Annotated in this window: 22 protein-coding genes; 15 read left to right on the forward strand and 7 right to left on the reverse strand. The window is 62.8% G+C overall.

Annotated elements, in window-relative coordinates; translation table 11 throughout:
• Window position 1 precedes the first annotated feature (1 nt).
• The 3 genes from D2T30_RS23640 to D2T30_RS13310 are packed head-to-tail and all read right to left on the reverse strand — an operon-like array spanning window position 2 to window position 2,238.
• Window positions 2-475 carry a hypothetical protein gene (locus D2T30_RS23640; protein ID WP_241651271.1) on the reverse strand — a complete coding sequence of 158 codons (474 nt, stop codon included), beginning with the start codon at window positions 473-475 and terminating at the stop codon, window positions 2-4.
• Window positions 475-858 (reverse strand): hypothetical protein, encoded by a 384-nt coding sequence (locus tag D2T30_RS13305; RefSeq protein WP_128209255.1) that lies wholly within the window; start codon window positions 856-858, stop codon window positions 475-477. Before D2T30_RS13305 ends, D2T30_RS23640 begins: the two co-directional genes overlap by 1 nt.
• Window positions 859-867: 9 nt before the next feature.
• Entirely contained in the window at window positions 868-2,238 is a 1,371-nt protein-coding gene (locus tag D2T30_RS13310) for a hypothetical protein (RefSeq protein WP_241651272.1), read from the reverse strand.
• A gap of 414 nt (window positions 2,239-2,652) precedes the next feature.
• On the opposite strand from D2T30_RS13310, the gene D2T30_RS13315 reads away from it, so the two are divergent.
• The 10 genes from D2T30_RS13315 (at window position 2,653) to D2T30_RS23105 (ending at window position 10,437) form a co-directional block, all read left to right on the forward strand.
• Complete coding sequence (locus D2T30_RS13315; protein WP_128209256.1) at window positions 2,653-2,922, forward strand: helix-turn-helix transcriptional regulator; 270 nt, start codon at window positions 2,653-2,655, stop codon at window positions 2,920-2,922.
• Window positions 2,922-3,944, forward strand: coding sequence for a replication initiator protein A (locus D2T30_RS13320; protein WP_128209257.1), 1,023 nt, complete (start codon window positions 2,922-2,924; stop codon window positions 3,942-3,944). The genes D2T30_RS13315 and D2T30_RS13320 overlap by 1 nt, the downstream gene beginning before the upstream one ends.
• Window positions 3,944-5,167, forward strand: a complete 1,224-nt coding sequence (locus D2T30_RS13325; RefSeq protein ID WP_241651283.1) for a DNA cytosine methyltransferase — start codon at window positions 3,944-3,946, stop codon at window positions 5,165-5,167. The genes D2T30_RS13320 and D2T30_RS13325 overlap by 1 nt, the downstream gene beginning before the upstream one ends.
• Window positions 5,168-5,223: 56 nt before the next feature.
• Window positions 5,224-5,733, forward strand: a complete 510-nt coding sequence (locus tag D2T30_RS13330; protein WP_241651273.1) for a DUF2840 domain-containing protein — start codon at window positions 5,224-5,226, stop codon at window positions 5,731-5,733.
• Window positions 5,730-6,275: a S26 family signal peptidase gene (locus D2T30_RS13335; RefSeq protein WP_128209260.1), complete on the forward strand. Its 546-nt coding sequence runs from the start codon at window positions 5,730-5,732 to the stop codon at window positions 6,273-6,275. The genes D2T30_RS13330 and D2T30_RS13335 overlap by 4 nt, the downstream gene beginning before the upstream one ends.
• Window positions 6,254-6,691: a DUF736 domain-containing protein gene (locus D2T30_RS13340; RefSeq protein WP_449295454.1), complete on the forward strand. Its 438-nt coding sequence runs from the start codon at window positions 6,254-6,256 to the stop codon at window positions 6,689-6,691. The genes D2T30_RS13335 and D2T30_RS13340 overlap by 22 nt, the downstream gene beginning before the upstream one ends.
• Window positions 6,688-7,353 (forward strand): lytic transglycosylase domain-containing protein, encoded by a 666-nt coding sequence (locus tag D2T30_RS13345; RefSeq protein WP_206612954.1) that lies wholly within the window; start codon window positions 6,688-6,690, stop codon window positions 7,351-7,353. The genes D2T30_RS13340 and D2T30_RS13345 overlap by 4 nt, the downstream gene beginning before the upstream one ends.
• The gene (locus tag D2T30_RS13350) at window positions 7,350-7,931 is read left to right on the forward strand and encodes a hypothetical protein (protein ID WP_241651274.1); all 582 of its coding nucleotides are present in this window, start codon (window positions 7,350-7,352) and stop codon (window positions 7,929-7,931) included. The genes D2T30_RS13345 and D2T30_RS13350 overlap by 4 nt, the downstream gene beginning before the upstream one ends.
• Complete coding sequence (locus tag D2T30_RS13355) at window positions 7,928-8,383, forward strand: hypothetical protein (protein ID WP_128209261.1); 456 nt, start codon at window positions 7,928-7,930, stop codon at window positions 8,381-8,383. The genes D2T30_RS13350 and D2T30_RS13355 overlap by 4 nt, the downstream gene beginning before the upstream one ends.
• Window positions 8,384-9,204: 821 nt before the next feature.
• Window positions 9,205-10,437, forward strand: a complete 1,233-nt coding sequence (locus D2T30_RS23105; RefSeq protein WP_164884308.1) for a DUF3363 domain-containing protein — start codon at window positions 9,205-9,207, stop codon at window positions 10,435-10,437.
• A gap of 160 nt (window positions 10,438-10,597) precedes the next feature.
• Here D2T30_RS23105 and D2T30_RS13365 read toward each other — a convergent pair whose 3' ends face one another.
• The 3 genes from D2T30_RS13365 to D2T30_RS13375 all read right to left on the reverse strand — a co-directional run bounded on the left by D2T30_RS13365 (window position 10,598) and on the right by D2T30_RS13375 (window position 12,695).
• Window positions 10,598-11,029 (reverse strand): Fur family transcriptional regulator, encoded by a 432-nt coding sequence (locus D2T30_RS13365; protein WP_128209263.1) that lies wholly within the window; start codon window positions 11,027-11,029, stop codon window positions 10,598-10,600.
• A 179-nt stretch (window positions 11,030-11,208) separates the two neighbouring features.
• Entirely contained in the window at window positions 11,209-11,745 is a 537-nt protein-coding gene (locus D2T30_RS13370; RefSeq protein ID WP_241651275.1) for a M24 family metallopeptidase, read from the reverse strand.
• A 485-nt stretch (window positions 11,746-12,230) separates the two neighbouring features.
• Window positions 12,231-12,695, reverse strand: a complete 465-nt coding sequence (locus D2T30_RS13375) for a hypothetical protein (RefSeq protein ID WP_128209264.1) — start codon at window positions 12,693-12,695, stop codon at window positions 12,231-12,233.
• Between the two features lie 101 nt (window positions 12,696-12,796).
• On the opposite strand from D2T30_RS13375, the gene D2T30_RS13380 reads away from it, so the two are divergent.
• The 3 genes from D2T30_RS13380 to D2T30_RS13390 are packed head-to-tail and all read left to right on the forward strand — an operon-like array spanning window position 12,797 to window position 14,371.
• The gene (locus tag D2T30_RS13380; protein WP_128209265.1) at window positions 12,797-13,387 is read left to right on the forward strand and encodes an NADPH-dependent FMN reductase; all 591 of its coding nucleotides are present in this window, start codon (window positions 12,797-12,799) and stop codon (window positions 13,385-13,387) included.
• Window positions 13,384-14,025 carry a TetR/AcrR family transcriptional regulator gene (locus tag D2T30_RS13385; protein ID WP_128209266.1) on the forward strand — a complete coding sequence of 214 codons (642 nt, stop codon included), beginning with the start codon at window positions 13,384-13,386 and terminating at the stop codon, window positions 14,023-14,025. The genes D2T30_RS13380 and D2T30_RS13385 overlap by 4 nt, the downstream gene beginning before the upstream one ends.
• Window positions 14,018-14,371, forward strand: coding sequence for a DoxX family protein (locus D2T30_RS13390; RefSeq protein WP_128209267.1), 354 nt, complete (start codon window positions 14,018-14,020; stop codon window positions 14,369-14,371). The genes D2T30_RS13385 and D2T30_RS13390 overlap by 8 nt, the downstream gene beginning before the upstream one ends.
• A gap of 17 nt (window positions 14,372-14,388) precedes the next feature.
• Here the strand turns inward: D2T30_RS13390 and D2T30_RS13395 are convergent, their stop codons facing one another.
• Window positions 14,389-14,787, reverse strand: a complete 399-nt coding sequence (locus D2T30_RS13395) for a winged helix-turn-helix transcriptional regulator (protein WP_128209268.1) — start codon at window positions 14,785-14,787, stop codon at window positions 14,389-14,391.
• A gap of 110 nt (window positions 14,788-14,897) precedes the next feature.
• Between D2T30_RS13395 and D2T30_RS13400 the strand changes: the two genes are divergently transcribed.
• Both D2T30_RS13400 and D2T30_RS13405 read left to right on the forward strand, forming a co-directional pair.
• Complete coding sequence (locus D2T30_RS13400) at window positions 14,898-15,605, forward strand: DsbA family oxidoreductase (RefSeq protein WP_128209269.1); 708 nt, start codon at window positions 14,898-14,900, stop codon at window positions 15,603-15,605.
• A gap of 26 nt (window positions 15,606-15,631) precedes the next feature.
• Window positions 15,632-16,555 carry an NAD(P)H-binding protein gene (locus tag D2T30_RS13405; protein WP_128209270.1) on the forward strand — a complete coding sequence of 308 codons (924 nt, stop codon included), beginning with the start codon at window positions 15,632-15,634 and terminating at the stop codon, window positions 16,553-16,555.
• Window positions 16,556-16,567 lie beyond the last annotated feature (12 nt).

Genomic DNA, 16,567 nt, shown 5'->3' on the forward strand with positions numbered 1-16,567 from the left:
TTCAGGAGCGGGTCACGGCGACCTCAGTATCGCTCTGCTCGTCATCTCCCTCGTCGTCATTGTCATTACCGTATATGGCCTCATAGTTTCCTCTAAGCTGTGCAACAAGGTCCTCTGTGATCCATTGATGTCCATAACGAGAAACATTCCGATAATGACGGCTCTTAAATGAATCTAACGCAGACTCGAATTGGACCATGACGAGAACTGCATCGCTAACCTGCGGCAACTCATCGTCATCCAGAATTTCAAGGTATTTTGCATCTGGTTGTCTCTCCAATACCGTCAGCAGGTTTTGAAGGACGCGGTTCACGATCTTCACTTTTCCCGCGCTCATTGATGCGTCTGGCTTTTTCTTGGACAGCTCTTTCACTTCACGAAGCAATGAGGCAAAGACGTCGTGGCTCGCCTTGTATTCATCCACCTTTTCGTGCGTCGTAATGTGCGGGAAATCATATTCGTCTTCGAAAGCCATTATTTGCGTCCAATCTTTGTTGGTGGTCCGGAAATTACCTCACTGGCGCGACCGTTCAGTACATACTTCCAGCGACCGCCGTCCATTTTCACGTTGTCAGACCGATACCTTTCTGCTTCCTCCATGTATTGAGCGATAACCATCGTGACATCGCTAGTTGACGGGGCATCGTCAGCATCGAAGATGTCAAACTCGTCGAAGGGTTTGTATTTTGCGCCAAGCACCTCATTTCCCATTGCGAGAACTTTATTAACTAATTTCAGCTTGAATGGGTTTACCGCATCATTGGGGCTTTTCTTTGCCAATGTTCCAATTTCGGAATGCAGCCCTTGTAGCTGCCCAACCAGCTTTTCCAGCCGCTCAATATCTTCATTCGATTCCATGATTTTCTCCTAAGGACACGCGCGGCGAAACTCGATGTACTTCTTGTTCACAATATCTATCGGATCACGCTGCTTGCTTTCGAAAACCTCAACCATTTGCTCCAGGTCTGCGTCCGTCAAAGTAATAACAGCTTTCCTTTGGCCTGCCCAAAGGTTCACGGTTCGCGTCATTTCCGCCTTTTTGAGGGGGTTCCGCGTGACAATAACTCCAAATTTTCCAAGTTCATCTGTCAGGTATCGGTTTATCTGGTCAACATGTATGCGCTCGACGGCCTTGACATTTTTCATCTCGAAAGTGATCTGGCGAGAGCAGTAGTCGTTCATGAGCTCCTGCAATAGAGGTGTTGAGCGGGTATTGTAGAATATCAAATCTCGGATGGAAACGCCGTCGTCTGTTCGCGCTTGCTCCTGAGCGAAGTCAAGTTTTGGATACAGAAGTGATGGTAGCAGTCGCCCCACTAGATTTTCATACTTGACATCTGCGCCGTCGGTTTTTCCCGTTGGTAGCTTCTTGATCTGAGAGAAAACTCGCTTTGCGGATGTAATCGGAATTTGCGAAAATAGAGGGTCATTTTCACAATCTTCGAAACTACGTTCCTTCGCTGCAATGTAGCGTTCGACAGCCCCATAGTTCTGTCTATTGTAGCTCAGTACCTTGACGCGTGTCAGGTCTTCGGGGTTGTGGGAAATTTCATCCTGCGGGCAGTGCTTTTCAAAGTAGTCGTCGTAGTTGATCCACGGCACGAAACGCATCCACCTTTTGGGAGCTAGAATAATTGGTTCGCCGCTTTCCGGGTTTATGGGCAAGTTGACGCCATTTTCCTTTACAAACCTATTCCGGCGATAGTCGTAGACATGTTGCAGAGTGCAGGGCTGAGTTGGGATACCGATTTTTTCGCACTGATCAATTGTGAAATCGATGAGGAAGGACTTTAGGAAGTTGCAACTGATGTCCGAGATTCTATCTTTCGATATTCCCTCGACAAAAAATTGAATCTCCTCAAAGTGACGAAATCCGTTATGCTGATAGTGAGGAATGGTTCTAAATAGACCTATAATATCTTTTGCTTTGTCCGGCCCAATTCTCTTGCCTTTCCTAGTTAGTGAAGTGCCGAGGCCGATCTCGTCGCATTCAGAAGCGATGATCAGTGTTTCAACCGCCTCGGTCTCCCTTCCTTGTGATGCCAAGAATCCTAAGTGATTGAAGGCATTAATTAGGCTCGTGTGTAGTGATTGGTCCTGCTGAGACGGTGATCGCCATAGCATGAACGGATCAAGATAAAGCGGAATGTCCTCATCCAAGAACGGAATGGCAAAGTCGAGATCGACCTGCGCGGCGTGTATTCCATGATAATCGGTAAGCCGAGGACGTATGAGCAACTAAACCGCCGAATGCTGTGGGTTGACGCTAAATTGATACCAAATGTTGCGCTGGTTTGGCAATCGAGAGATTGGAGACGATCTGTCGTCTTTCGAGCTGCGGTTCTGGAACGCCGCATCGCCGCTACTGCGACCATCGATTGCCGAACCCTTCCGTTTAGCCGAAGTGTGATGGTTTGCCTCTCGCGTTGACCGCGGGGGGCCGCCCTGCGCGAGTTCATAGAACAAAGGTTTGGCCTTTTCAGTTCACCCCGTGATCAGGCTGACCACGTTTCCGTTCTGCTTCAGGGGGGCCGCCAGTGACCCCCCTCAACTGCGGCCCTCTACGGGCCGCCGAATGCCCTCCATGGTTCGCCATAGCCCGCTATCGCACCCCGATAGCCGCCTCTCCGACGAACCAGAGGGAATACCCCCATGTCCGATCCGCTGGCGGGTTTGCCGCCCAGATTCCTGCGTACCCAAGAGGCCGCGCGCTTTCTCGGGATCTCGCTCCGCACCCTCGAGAAACACCGCACCTATGGCACGGGGCCGTTCTACCGCAAGATCGGCGGTCGCGTGGTCTATGCCGTCGAGGATCTGAAGGACTGGACCGCCATCGGCGTCCGCAAATCGCCGAGCGAGCAGGGGGCAGGGACGGTGTTTCCCGCGCGCCGCCTGACCGCCGTCGAGCGGAGGAACTTCTGATGCCGCGCGACGAGGGCCTTCCGGGTGCAGGCAGCGAGCGCGGTCACCTTCTGCCTTTCGTGGTGACGACGAGCGCAGCCTCCCCGCTCGACCAGCGCGATTTGATGGAGCGGCCGTTCTTCTCGCTGGCGAAGACGCCACGGGTGCGGCCGATCCTATACCGCACCGCCGATGTCGAGGTGCGGGTCTTCGCCATGCCTGAACACGGGATGGCAACGATCTGGGACGCCGATGTGCTGATCTGGGCCGCGAGCCAGATTGTCGAGGCGGCCAATCTGGACCTGCCGACCTCGCGGTTCTTCCGCTTCACGCCCTATCAGCTGTTGCGCGGTATCGGACGCGCCACCGGCGCGCGGGAATACAGGTTGCTGAAGGCGGCGCTCGCCCGTCTGCAATCGACCGTCGTCGCCACCACGATCCGCAACGGCCCGCATTGGCGGCGCAGGCAGTTCTCCTGGATCAACGAATGGGAGGAAATGACCACGCGCGCGGGCCGCGTCGAGGGCATGGAGTTCGTCCTGCCCGAATGGTTCTACAACAGCGTCATCGACCGCTCGCTCGTGCTCACCATCGACCCGGCCTATTTCCGGCTGACCGGCGGCATCGAGCGCTGGCTCTATCGCGTTGCGCGCAAGCACGCCGGACACCAGCCCGAGGGCTGGGCCTTCGAGGTCGCCCACCTCCACCGAAAATCCGGCAGCCTGGCGCGGCCGTCCGACTTCGCACTCGATCTGCGCCGCATCGCGGAGCGTCAATCGCTGCCTGGCTATCGGCTTCGGACGCTGTGGGCGGAAGGGCGGGAATTACTGCATTTCCGGTCTGAGAACTTATCCACAGTGCCTGTGGATAACCATGTGAAACCCCTCGTGACATCAGGCGCAAATGGTATCGGGATATCAGGCGCAAATGGCCCGTCACACTATATAGAAGAATCTAAAAGAGAATCTAAAGACAGAAGTAGGGCGCGCGCGAGCGCGAGCCATGGTGCCGGTGCCGGTGCCGCGCGGCGCGTTGCGCCATGATGCGGGTCTTGGATCTCTTCAGCGCTGCGGCCGGCGGCTGGTCCCTCGGTCTGCACCGCTCGGGCTTCGTCACCGTCGCCGCCTGCGAGATCGTCGAATGGCGGCGCATCCTTTATGCAGAGAACAATCCCCATGTCAGACTCTACGAGGACGTCCGGTCCCTCACGGCAGCTCGACTTGTTTCCGACCTTGGCGTCCTTCCCGACATCATCGTCGGCAGCCCGCCCTGCCAGGACATCAGCAGCGCCAACGCGAAGGGCAGGGGTATCGAAGGCGAGCGGTCGGGCCTCTACTTTGAGGCCATCCGCCTGGTCGGAGATTGCCGCCCTCGCTGGTTCGCTTTTGAAAATAGCTCTAACCTCCGAACTCGCGGGGCTGACCGGCTGCTCGGCGAGTTGGACGCGCTCAGCTACGCCTGCTGGCCGTGCGTGGTGGGTGCTGCGGATGTCGGGGCCAACCATGTCCGCAAGCGGTCGTGGCTCATCGGCTACGATCCCGAACAGCTTGCCCACACCCGTCTCGCAATCCCAGCAGGGCGGTATTCGTCTGGAGGGCGGTTCGGGTGCACGCCGGGCGATGAAGGAATCGGGTCTTTACGATCTGTTCCGCAATCGCCCGCTACCGACGCCCATGGCTTCGGACGGGACGAAGGACGGCGCGGGCGGTGGAGCGGGATCGACATATCCGCTGCGGATGATCCTCGCCACGCCGAGGAAATCGGACGCGGATCGGGGCGGACGCGGCGATGTGCTCAGCCAGTTGCAGGGCCACAACAGCCGTCATGCAGGGTTGCCCCCCGAAATTCTGCCGACGCCGACGAAGCGCGACAGCCGGATGGACGGCTGGAGTCCGGCCTACGACCGGCGGAAATCGCCGACGATGGACGCGGTGATGGACGGTGCGATGACGGACCGGGCGCCGGACAAATGGGCGGGCGCGCGGGCGCTGGCGACGATGTTGCGGAACCATGGGCTGACTGGAACGGCGGCCTTGCCCATCACTTATGGCTGGATGATGGGATTTCCGCCTGGGTGGCTGGCACACGCATTGCGCTCGGCAGTCGCAAAGGGACTGCTGCGGCCAGTCTGATCGTCGAAGCCTTCGGCGACGCCGTTCTCCCGCAGATTCCCGAAGCCATCGGTCGCGCCATCCTGCGCACCGAGGCCGCGCTCGACGCGGTGCTCGGGCGCGATCCCCATCACATCACCGGAGACAAACCATGACCCGGGAGGGCGCTTCCGCCGCACAAGGGGGCGATCCTCCGGACGCGGCACCGTTCATGACTCTGGTCGAGCCGACCTTCCACCGCAGGAAGATCGAGCACTGGATCCGGTTCGGTCGCAAGAGCTACGAGCGGATCATCGACCGCCGCCGCAGCGTGGTCGGTTTCGCGCCGGACAGCACCTTCGCCATCGTCCGATGGGCGGCGAGCGATTACGGCACCGTGGTCTCGCGCATCGACATCCTGCTGGCGGTCCGGCGCGGCGAGCCGTTCCAGACGCTGCCTTTCGTGCGGCCCGGCGGCGACATCCTGCTGCGCCTCGACGGCTGGCCGAAGGTGCAGCGGGCGCTGGTCGCCATCGACGCGGTTGAAACGCTCGGCATCGACCCGGCCGACGCTTCGCCGGATTACTGGCGGCACGCCCACAACCGCCTGACCGTCGGTCTGGAGCCGAACCCCTACACATCCGAACGCCACGCCGCCTGGATGAACCGCCGGAGGGTGAGCCCCGGCCCGCGGAGCGGGGAGGACGCCCCGGTGAGGCGTCCCGAGGGGCTCGCACCATGACGCCCGCCGGATATTTCTGGACGACCTACCTCAGCGCTTTGACAATCAGTGGCCTTTCGCTGCTCGACATCGCGCCGCGGCTGATCTGGAACGCCAGCGCCAGTGTGCCGGTCGGACTCTATACCCTGCGCCCGGAGCCGCAGCTGATCACTGGCGATCTGGTCGCCGTCGATCCGCCGGAACCGCTCGCCGCCTTCATGGTCGAACGCGGTTATGTCGCGTCCGGTGTGCCGCTGCTGAAGCATATCGCCGCCATGTCCGGGCAGCGGGTTTGCCGTACCGGCGGCATCATCACGGTCGATGGCAGGGAGACCGGCGAGGCGCTGGACCGCGACCGCATGGGCCGCGATCTTCCGGTCTGGCAGGGCTGCCGCATCGTTGCCGAGGGCGAGATTTTCCTCATGAATATGCAGGTTCGGGACAGCCTCGATGGCCGGTATTTCGGCCCCATCCCAGCGAGTTCCATCATCGGCCGGGCATTGCCGCTTTGGACCGATCCCGACAGCGACGGTCGCTACGAATGGCGCGCGCCGATGCAATGACCGCTTCCCCATCGGCGGGAGCGGTGCCCGCCGATGGCCGTTTCAACACCACCGCCACGGAGACTGTCATGCCCCAGATCGGTCAATTCTCGCGCGAGGAAACCGGCTTCATCGGAAACCTCGGGACGCTCTTTTTGCAGCAGGACATCATCATCGTCGCGGAGCCGTCCGGCGCGGAGAACGCACCGGATTATCGCGTTCACATCTTCGACGGCATGAGCAACGAAACAGGCCCGGAGATCGGCGCGGCTTGGAAACGCACCGGCGAAAAGGCTGGTGAATACCTTTCCGTGCTGATCGACGATCCGGCGCTGCCGCAGCCGATCCGCGCCAATCTGTTCCAGAACGGTGCCGATGCGACCTCCTGGTCGCTGCACTGGAACCGCCCGCCCCGCCGCAACGGAAAGTCCGAATGATGCAGTCCGGGCGCGTGTTCATTGCTGCGATCATGACCACAGAGCTCCTGATTGCGAGCGTACTTTCCGCGCAGGTTTTGGCCGTCGATAGCCAGGCTGTCCACGGTCTGTATGCGGTTCCCATTGCCGAGGCGTCGCAGCGCTTCGGCATCCCCGAGCACTGGATTCGCGCCGTGCTGCGCGTCGAGAGCGCGGGCGACGTGCGTGCGGTCTCGGTGGCCGGCGCGATGGGGCTGATGCAGGTCATGCCCGAGACCTGGGCGTCGCTGCGCATCCGCCATGGTCTGGGCACCGATCCCTACGACCCGCGCGACAACATTCTCGCGGGCGCGGCCTATCTGCGCGAGATGATCGACCGTTACGGCAATGTCGCGGGGATGCTCGCCGCCTACAATGCCGGTCCCGGCCGCTATGACGAATATCTTGCGACCGGCCGCATGTTGCCTGCGGAAACGCGGTCCTATGTGGCCACGCTGGCGCCGATCCTCAGTGGCGCGGGCGCATCCGGTATGGCGCTATCTGCGTCGGCATCACCGTTTGACTGGCGCGAAGCGCCGCTCTTCGTCATGCACACGGATGGCGCAGCAACCACCGCCGAACCACCGGCAGACGCGCAGACCGGCGGGCTGTTCGTGGCGATGTCGCAGCAGGCTCGGCCATGAGGATCGCCTATGCCGATCCGCCCTATATCGGCTGCGCGCACCTTTACCGCGACCATCCCGACTACGCCGGGGAGGTCGATCATGCACGCCTGATCGAACGGCTGGAACGCGACTACGACGGCTGGGTTTTGCACGCCGCCGCCACACCCGCCTCGTTCGCGGTGCTCGCCCCGCTGGTCGAACGGACTGGCGCGCGGTGGATGGCCTGGGTGAAGGGCTTTGCGGCCTTCAAGCGCAACGTCCCGGTCGCTTACGCCTGGGAGCCTGTCATCGTGAAGCCTGCCCGAAAGCCCGTCGTCAGCAAGCGGCTGGTGATGCGTGACTGGATCCAGGAAAGCATCACGCTGCGCCGCGGCCTCACCGGCGCGAAGCCCGAAGCCGTCTGCCACTGGGCGTTCGAGATGGTCGCCGCGCGTCCGGACGACACGCTCGACGACCTGTTTCCCGGCACCGGCGCGGTGACGCAGGCGTGGCGCACATGGCGGCTGAAGTTCGCATTGCCGGAAGATGAACCACGCTCGGCGGTGCGATACGCAGCGCGATCTTCGCGGACCGGTAGCACGAGGGATGCGCGATGACCGCGGCGATTAATCAGCCCGGCGGCAGGTTTTGCGATCCGCGACCGGCAGCCTTCGGGCGCCCCGTTAGCACTAGTGCTAACGGCCTGGTGGATGGGGTGCAGTTGCGTTTTCACCGCGGAACAGGCGCGGAGATGACGCGCTTCCTGATCCCCGAAATGCCTGATGAGACAGCTTTTCGGGCAGAGAGGAAGTGGGTTCCAGGACAGGCAAGGAAAGCGAAAAAGGCGGGAAAAGTGGAGGGCAAGATTGAAGAAACCGGCACCATGTCGGGCCGGTTTCCGAAATTGTCGTTGTCTGCACACTGGTTGGGCGGCCGTTTCCGGCACCACGGTTTTGGGAGGCGGAGTGCCGCGATTCCGCGAAACACCCTGGATTTACAGGATTTCGGCCGGCACCATGGCCGCCGGTTGCCCGATTTTCCGCGATTTCTGCCGGAGGCGCGTCCATGAGCACCGACGACGAAAACCGCTTCCGGCCGAAGCCGGGCCGCATCCGTTCGGACGCGCCGCGCGGGGGCAAGACCAGGAGCTTTCTCAGCCAGGCAAAGAAGATCGCCCGGCAGCAGCGCAGTGGCGCGTCCGGTGTCGCCTTCGGGGCGGCGGCGTTCATGCCAGCTGTTCCGGCCGGTTCCCGTGCCGTTCTGTCCAGCGGCAAGGGTGTGAAGCGGGGACGCGGCGCGGTCTTCGTGCGCTCCCGCAATCTCGGCGCCGGAGGCTGGCAGCACCGGCAGCCGGGCGCGCGCCGCGTCATCGTCAAACAGCGCTATGTCGTGAATGCCGGGAAAAGCCGCAAGGCGCATACCCATCTCAACTATATCCAGCGCGACGGCACCTCGCGCGACGGCGAGCGCGGCCAGCTTTACTCCGCCACCGAGGATCGCGCCGACGGCAACGCCTTCCTCGAGCGCGGCGAGGACGACCGCCACCAGTTCCGGTTCATCGTCTCGCCCGAGGACGGCGCGGAACTGTCCGACCTCACGGCCTATACCCGTGATCTGATGAGCCGGGTGGAAGGCGACCTCGGCACCCGCCTCGATTGGGTCGCGGTCAACCACTACAATACCGGCCATCCTCATGTGCATGTCATCGTGCGGGGCAGGGACGATCAGGGGCAGGATCTGGTCATCAACGGCGACTACATCGTCCATGGCATCCGCGAGCGCGCCAGCGAACTGGCGACGCTCGAGCTCGGTCCGGTGACCGAGATCGAGCAGACCCGCAAGCTCACCGCGGAAATCGATCAGGACCGTTTCACCCGTATCGACCGGGCCATGGCCGAGGAAGCCGATGCGCGTATCCTCGATCTTCGCCACGAGCCGGGGAATCTGAGGCGGCAGTTCGAGCGCAGCCTTCGCCTTCGCCGGCTTTCCAGGCTGGGGCGGATGGGCCTCGCCACCGAACACGCAGCCGGCGTCTGGGAATTGAACGAGCGCCTGGAACCGACCCTGCGCGAGCTGGGCGAGCGCGGCGACATCATCCGCACCATGCAAAGATCGCTCGCCGCCGATGGGCTGGAGCGCGATCCCATGACCTTCCGCATCCATGAGGGCGCACCCGCGGCACCCGTTACCGGCCGCGTCCTCGACAAATATCTCGCCAACGAGCTGGGCGACAACCTCACCGTCGTCGTGGACGGGATCGACGGCCGGACGCACCACATCGCCAACATCGACCCCATGCAGCTGGAGGATGTCCGGATCGGCGGCATTGTGGAAGTTGGCCGCGCCGAGGTGACGGCCCGGCCGTCCGACCGCACCATCGCAGCCATCGCCGAGGGCGGCGTCTATCGCCCGAGCCGCCATCTGGAGCAGGCGAAGTTCGAGGGCCGTGTACCCGGCGGCGACTACGAGGGCTATGTCGATGCGCATGTTCGGCGGCTTGAGTCGCTGCGTCGTGCCGGGATCGCGGAGCGGATCGACGCCGACCAGTGGCGCATCCCCGAGGATTTCGAGAGCCGGGCCGCCAGCTATGATGCTGGCCGCACCCGGCAGGCCAGCGTTCGCGTGCTGTCGGCCTTCGATCTGGAAAAGCAGATCGGTGCAGACGGAGTGACCTGGCTCGACCGTCGGATGATACAGGGCGAAGCCGCCGATCTCGCTTCTTCCGGCTTCGGCCAGCAGGTGCGCGACGCGATGGATCGGCGCCGCGAACATCACATCGAACAGGGTGATGCTACCCGCCAGCGCGATGGCCGCATCTTCTACCGGCGCAACCTTCTCGCGTCGCTGCGCGAGCGCGAGGTCGCCCGCGTCGGCGCGGAGATGGCCGAGAGCAAGGGGCTGCCTTTCCGGGCTGCTGCGGATGGCGAAACCGTCAAGGGCAAGTTCACCGGCACCGTCCAGCTCTCCAGCGGCAAGTTCGCCGTCGTCGAACAGAGCCACGAGTTCACGTTGGTCCCGTGGAGGCCGGTCATCGACCGCCAGCTTGGCCGCCAGGTCTCGGGCATCGTGCAGGGCGGATCGGTGTCGTGGCAGTGGGAGCGGCAACGGGGGCTGGGGTTGTAGGGTGGTTCGATTGCCCGGTCCGACCTGCCGCCCCCACAGATCGAAGTGTCGCACGAAACGGATTGTATGCTGGATTTTCAGCATTTTCCCGGGCCACATTTCGTCCACTGAAGGAAACGGCTGCCTATTCGCAAAGCAGAACATACCAAGTGCTTGCTGATCACTGTTTTTTCGCTGGGCGCGGTCTGACATAGATTTCCAGCTTGTGTCCGACGATCTCGAAGCCGTGCTCTTCGGCGATCCTTTGCTGGAGCAGCTCGATCTCGTCACAACGGAACTCGATCACCTCGTCCGTCTCGACATTGACGAGATGATCATGGTGCTCTGATCCGCCAGCCTCGTAGCGCGCTCGGCCATCGGCGAAGCTGTGGCGCTCGATCAAACCATGTTCTGTCAGCATGTTCATAGTCCGGTAGACCGTCGCGATATTGATGCCGGGCTCGACCTCGGTGACCCGACGGTGGAGTTCCTCGGCATCGGGATGGTCAGGTGACTCGGAGAGAACCCTCAGGATGGTGCGCCTCGGGCCGGTGAGGCGCATGCCCTTTTCCTTGCAGAGGTCCGCGAGTTTGTCTTCCAGATCTTTGGTCATACGTTCGGGGTCTTGCATTGATGCCGCAGGCCAGGGCCGTGCGGAAATTTCCTGTTCCGGCACAGGATAGCAGGGGGGGGCGCGGAGGGGTCATCACCAGATCGAGCCGCCCGGCATACCGGGTCGAGCCAAGGCAGGGAAGGATCAGCGCATCCCTGCCGGAAGCAATCTGGCTTCCGTCAGGCGATACCGCCTCCCGCGAACGCACCATCCCGCAGTGCCAGCACCACCGGACCCTGCCGCGTCGCGACGAGCGTATGCTCGAACTGGACGACTGGCTTCGGCGGCATGGCGTAAAGCGTCCAGCCATCGCCGCCCTGAACCGTCTGCCAGGCGCCAAGCGACAGGAAGGGCTCGATGGTGAAGACCATGCCCTCGCGCATGACACGTTTGTCGGCCGGATTGTTCCATGTCGCCAGGGCTTCGGGGTATTCGTGGAGCGACCGGCGGACGCCGTGGCTGGCGAGATCGCGGATCAGGCTGTAGCCGTTCTTGCGGGCGAAAGTGCCGATGGCGCGACCGATATCGGAAAACCGCTGCCCGGTGCGGACCTGGCGGATTCCTTCCCATGCCGCCCGCTCGCCGTCTTCGCAAAGCCGATGAACATCCGGCATCACCGGCGGCACGATGAAGGAAGCCCCGGTATCCGAATAATAGCCATCGCGTTCGGCGGACACGTCGATGTTGACCAGATCGCCACGCTGGATGCGGCGCAATCCGGGGATGCCAGCTGCGCGTCCGGATCCGTTGTCGAGGCATGGGTCGCATTCGAGCGTTTCTCGCCCCTGAAGTCGACTTCGGCATTGCGGGGATTGAGCTGACCTACCGTTAGGCTCCTGCCTGTTCGTCGTGCAGGTCGCGCTCCTTTCGGGATGCAGCATGCATCCCGGCGTGGAACCGCTGCTTCCCGTAAGGGCAAAACAGTCGATATTTTCGTGGCGGAGACGAATGTCCTGCGCGTCTATGGCGATTAGAGTGGCTTTCGCTCCATTGGCCAAACATTCGGCGACGCATTTCGTATGCCCATATCCCGAGACGAAAACGCCTCAGGTATTTTGCCATATGTGTCTCCGTTCCAGCTTCTGTGTGAAGACACATTCTGATGTCTGGAACATTAGACTGCCCGCGCCGGGACGGTCACAGGTTGATAAGTTTTCCAGATGATGGCAGCTCTCCCGCGTTTCGTAACCCGTGCCTATGATCAGTGCAGGTTCAGCACTGGCGTATCCTTTCTGCCGACGGAATAGCTCACGTCCCACGCTCCGTCGGGGCCTGCGATTGCTACCTCTATGTTGTCCTGCGACAGATGGACGGCAACGATGCCCCGGTCCCAGTGCAGATGCATCTTCAACAGTGCCGCAAGATCAGCCCTCCCCGACAGCAGGCCGAGCGTAAAGATCGCTATGGTGTTCTTGATGCCGGCCTCGTTGTCCGGAAGACGCGGAAACAATCCGGCTTCGGCAGCTCCGATTTCTTCCGCCAGCCCCCTGATCTGATCTCGTATCAGCGTAACCTGTGCAGTCTCGGGTGCGTTGTAACGGGCAGTTATCCTCGCTGCGGACCGGAACATTCCCCGCACAATTTCCGTCGGAATCAGGACGGAAAATGCGCCGTGCTCGCAGGAAGTTCGGACGAGCGTGCCCTGTTCTGGCAACCCTTCCATCATTCTTTCGCGCCTGACATCCGAGTGGCCTCTTGCTCATATCAATACGGTATCATACCATACCAATCAATAGATAGTGACGCTGATGAGGAAGGAGATGCCCCTTGCTGCGGTTTGGACTGATCGTCGGCTCGACCCGGCCAAGGCGCTTTGCGCAGATCCCTGCGGAATGGCTGCTGACAGGTGCTGTTGACCGGGCCGATTTCCGGCTCGATGTGCTGGACCTGCGGGAGATTGACCTGCCGTTTCTGGACGAATCGTTCCCGCCCGCAATGCTCGACGGCGCCTATGCGAACCCGAAGGCAAATGCGTGGCGGCAGCGTCTCGCACAGTGTGATGGGTTCATCGCGACGGTCGCGGAATATAATCACGGTCCCACCGCTGTGCTGAAGAACGCCTTCGACAGCGCTTTCACCGAATGGCAGCGCAAGCCGATCGCCTTTGCGGGCTACGGGACCACCGGCGCGGCCCGCGCGATCGGGCAGCTTCGCGGCATCACCGTCGAGCTCCAGATGGTGCCCTTGCGCCATGAAGTGACCATCGGGCTGGAGCCTTTCATCGCCGTTCAGAACAAAGAGAAGGCGCTCAGCGACTACGATCACCTGAACAGGGCGCGGACCGCCTTGTTCGACAATCTCGTCTGGTGGGCATCGGCGTTGAAAACAGCCCGGAACAAGCTGCGGGTTGTGGCATGACGCGGGAATATCCTTTGACGACGCGCGGCGTGGCCCGGTTGCAGACGCTGACCGACACCGCCGCCAACCTGTTTCTCGATCAGGGATACGAGGCGGTGTCGCTGGACACGCTGATCGCGAGGGCGGGCGGATCGCGTCGCAACATCTACCAGCATTTCGGCGGGAAGGAGGGACTGTTTGTCGGGGTCGTCACCCGGCTCTGCGAGGAACAGGGCTGGCCGCTGCGCAACCTCGACATCGGCGACGGGGACATTGGCCCGGCGATGACCGCGTTCGGCGAGAAGCTGCTGGACATCATCCTGCAACCGCGCACGTTGGCGCTGCACCGGCTGATGGTTGCCGAGGGACAGCGGTTCCCTGCGCTGTCGCAGGCGATCCTGCGCTCGGGGCACGAGGCAGGGGTGGAAATCCTTGCCGAATGGCTGCGCCTGCGGCGCGACAAATTGCGGGCCGACCTTTCACCAGAGGTTCTGGCCGAGCAATTCGTGACCCTCCTCGTCACCGGTCCGCAGCTTCGCGCGCTGGTCGGGCACGAGAGTCTGCCACTTTCACCCTCCGAGATCGCCCGTCTGGTGCGGGAAACGGTTTCGACATTTCTCCATGGAGCCCTGCGGGGCGGAAAGACTCCTGATGCGTAACCTTCCCTGGACATCCATCCTTGCCTGGCTGCTTGCGGCCTTCTTCGTCGTGGGCGGGATCGGCAATATCTTCGTTTCGACGGAGATCGCCGCCGATTACCGGCGTTGGGGCTATCCCGACTGGTTCCACTATCTCACTGGCGCGCTGGAGCTGGCGGCCGCGGCACTGATCGCATACCGGCCGACGCGCCTTTGGGGGGCGGGTCTTGCCACTGCGGTCATGGTTGCGGCGGCGCTGACCGTGCTCTGGCATGGCGAGTTCGCCCATGCCATCCCGCCGCTCGTCGTGCTGGCCGTGGCGCTGACGGTCGGGTTCCTGACACGCAGGGACAGGCAGGCCGCATGATGCGCGGGGTTGCGGGATCAGTCCTGTGTGCCGGTCCGGGCGAACCGCGCCCGCGCGTGTTCGACCTCGCCACTGTGCCGGTTGGCCCAGAGCACCAGCCCCATCACCGGCTCCAGCAGCGTCCGGCCCAGCGGGGTCAGCTCGTAATCAACGCGGGGCGGGATGGTCGGGAACTGGGTACGGGTGATCAGCCCGTCCTTTTCCAGACTGCGCAGCGTGAGCGTCAGCATCCGCTGCGAGATTTCGATCTTGCGCCGCAATTCGCTGAACCGCAGCGGACCGTTCGACAGATGCCCGATGATCAGCAGGCTCCACTTGTCGCCCACGCGGCTGAGAAGCTCGCGCGCGAAACCGTCGCAATCCGGCGGGCAGGGGGCCGGAGGCCGGACGGGCGTTTCGATGTGACCCGGTGACATTGATGTGCCTTCTTGCAACCACGTTTCAAGTTCCGAATATAGCTCAGGTTACAAACGGGAACCATAGCTTCGGTCGCACACCGAGGCCCTTCGGGAAAGCGAGCCGCGACATGGCAACGAATACGCAAGGACTTGCCGTCGAGATCTGGTCGGATGTGGTCTGCCCCTGGTGCTGGATCGGTGCGACACGTTTCGCCCGGGCGCTGTCGGGTTTTGAACACCGCGACCGGGTGGCGGTGACGCATCACGCCTACCGGCTGATGCCCGGCATGGCGCCGCGACCGGTAGAAGAGATCGTGGCGGCGAAGATGGGGCTCCCCGCGTCGCAGGCTGGCGCTGTCTTCCGCCAGGTCGAGGAGGCGGCTGCCGGGGAGGGGCTGGAGTATCACCTTGCCGGCACGCTGACGGGCGATACGCTCGATGCCCACCGCCTGATCAAGCTGGCGGCGCAGGAGGGACGCGCGAACGCCATGCTGCTGCGCCTCTATCGGGCCTATCTCTCCGAAAAGGTCTCGGTCTTCGATCACGCCAGCCTGCTGGCGCTCGCGGCGGAGACCGGAATCGACCGCGACCGGGCGCAGGCGGTGCTGAAGGGAGATGCCTTCGGCGCGGAGGTGGAGCGCGACCAGCTGACGTTGCAGCGGCTCGGCGGCAATGGCGTGCCGTTCTTCCTGATCGGCGGCAAATACGCGGTCTCCGGGGCGCAGTCGCCCGAGGTCTTCGCGCAGGCGCTGGAGAAAGCCTGGGCCGACATGCCGGCCCGTCCCGAGGTTCTGGCCGATGGCGCGGTCTGCGGGCCGGACGGCTGCGCGATCTGACCCATGCCTTCTGCACAGGAAACACCATGACCACCACACCCCGCCTTTTCGTGACCGGCGCCGGCGGTAATCTCGGCCGCGGCGTCGTCGAATCACTGCTCGAAGCCAAGGCCGAGGGCGCAGAAGCCGATGTCGTCGCCGGCAGCCGCGATCCCGGCAAGCTCTCCGATCTCGCCGCGCGCGGCGTGGAGCTGCGCCGCGCCGATTTCGACGACCCAGAGGAACTGGCCGAGGTCCTTGGCGGCATCGACCGGGTGCTGATCATCTCGGCCCCCGATACCCCGCAGGATCCGCCGCTGCGCCTGCGCCAGCATCTGGCGGCGGTCGAGGCGGCGGCGAAGGCGGGCGTCGGGCATATCAGCTATACCTCGATGCAGAAGCCCGAACCCGGCTCGGCCGTGCCCTTCGCGCCCGACCACCACGGCACCGAGCAGGCCATCGCGCAGACCGGCATTCCCTTCACCATCCTGCGGCCGAACTGGTATGCCGACAGTGTCTTCATGTGGCTGCCGCAGGTGCTGGCCACCGCCCGGTGGGTCAGCGCGGCGGGTGACGGGCGGGTCGCCCATGTCTGGCGCGACGATCTGGCCCGCGCCGCTGCCGCCGCGCTGCTGGCAGGCGGAACGGAAAGCCGCAGGCTCGACATCTCCGGCCCCGAGGCGCTGACGGCGGCGGAGATCGTCGCCATCGTGAACGAGGTCTTCGGCGCCTCGGTCACTCTGGTGGCGGTCAGCGATGCGGATCTGGCGGCGGGTCTTGCCGGCGCCGGTTTGCCCGCGCCGCTGGTCGAACTGCTGGTGGCGATCGACGTGAACACGCGCAACGGCGGGGTCGCGACCGTCACCGACGCTTTCGAGTGGCTTACCGGCCGAAGGCCGCGCAGCCTGCGCGACTACCTGCTTGTCCATCGTGACGCCCTGCGTGCCGCCGCCCGTGCTATCGCGCAATAGCGCCCTTCACCC

Origin of the sequence: Paenirhodobacter populi (assembly GCF_004022215.1) — a bacterium.
GTDB classification, from domain to species: Bacteria; Pseudomonadota; Alphaproteobacteria; order Rhodobacterales; family Rhodobacteraceae; genus Rhodobacter; species Rhodobacter populi.

Bases quoted from the DNA above. Each gene is read 5' to 3' on its own strand.
- D2T30_RS13305 (WP_128209255.1), bottom strand. From the start codon at position 858: ATGGAATCGAATGAAGATATTGAGCGGCTGGAAAAGCTGGTTGGGCAG.
- D2T30_RS13355 (WP_128209261.1), top strand. From the start codon at position 7,928: ATGACCGCGGCGATTAATCAGCCCGGCGGCAGGTTTTGCGATCCGCGA.
- D2T30_RS13325 (WP_241651283.1), top strand. From the start codon at position 3,944: ATGCGGGTCTTGGATCTCTTCAGCGCTGCGGCCGGCGGCTGGTCCCTC.
- D2T30_RS13350 (WP_241651274.1), top strand. From the start codon at position 7,350: ATGAGGATCGCCTATGCCGATCCGCCCTATATCGGCTGCGCGCACCTT.
- D2T30_RS13335 (WP_128209260.1), top strand. From the start codon at position 5,730: ATGACGCCCGCCGGATATTTCTGGACGACCTACCTCAGCGCTTTGACA.
- D2T30_RS13395 (WP_128209268.1), bottom strand. From the start codon at position 14,787: ATGTCACCGGGTCACATCGAAACGCCCGTCCGGCCTCCGGCCCCCTGC.
- D2T30_RS23105 (WP_164884308.1), top strand. From the start codon at position 9,205: ATGGCCGAGGAAGCCGATGCGCGTATCCTCGATCTTCGCCACGAGCCG.
- D2T30_RS23640 (WP_241651271.1), bottom strand. From the start codon at position 475: ATGGCTTTCGAAGACGAATATGATTTCCCGCACATTACGACGCACGAA.
- D2T30_RS13405 (WP_128209270.1), top strand. From the start codon at position 15,632: ATGACCACCACACCCCGCCTTTTCGTGACCGGCGCCGGCGGTAATCTC.
- D2T30_RS13365 (WP_128209263.1), bottom strand. From the start codon at position 11,029: ATGACCAAAGATCTGGAAGACAAACTCGCGGACCTCTGCAAGGAAAAG.
- D2T30_RS13390 (WP_128209267.1), top strand. From the start codon at position 14,018: ATGCGTAACCTTCCCTGGACATCCATCCTTGCCTGGCTGCTTGCGGCC.
- D2T30_RS13315 (WP_128209256.1), top strand. From the start codon at position 2,653: ATGTCCGATCCGCTGGCGGGTTTGCCGCCCAGATTCCTGCGTACCCAA.
- D2T30_RS13385 (WP_128209266.1), top strand. From the start codon at position 13,384: ATGACGCGGGAATATCCTTTGACGACGCGCGGCGTGGCCCGGTTGCAG.
- D2T30_RS13330 (WP_241651273.1), top strand. From the start codon at position 5,224: ATGACTCTGGTCGAGCCGACCTTCCACCGCAGGAAGATCGAGCACTGG.
- D2T30_RS13320 (WP_128209257.1), top strand. From the start codon at position 2,922: ATGCCGCGCGACGAGGGCCTTCCGGGTGCAGGCAGCGAGCGCGGTCAC.
- D2T30_RS13375 (WP_128209264.1), bottom strand. From the start codon at position 12,695: ATGATGGAAGGGTTGCCAGAACAGGGCACGCTCGTCCGAACTTCCTGC.
- D2T30_RS13345 (WP_206612954.1), top strand. From the start codon at position 6,688: ATGATGCAGTCCGGGCGCGTGTTCATTGCTGCGATCATGACCACAGAG.
- D2T30_RS13340 (WP_449295454.1), top strand. From the start codon at position 6,254: ATGGCGCGCGCCGATGCAATGACCGCTTCCCCATCGGCGGGAGCGGTG.
- D2T30_RS13400 (WP_128209269.1), top strand. From the start codon at position 14,898: ATGGCAACGAATACGCAAGGACTTGCCGTCGAGATCTGGTCGGATGTG.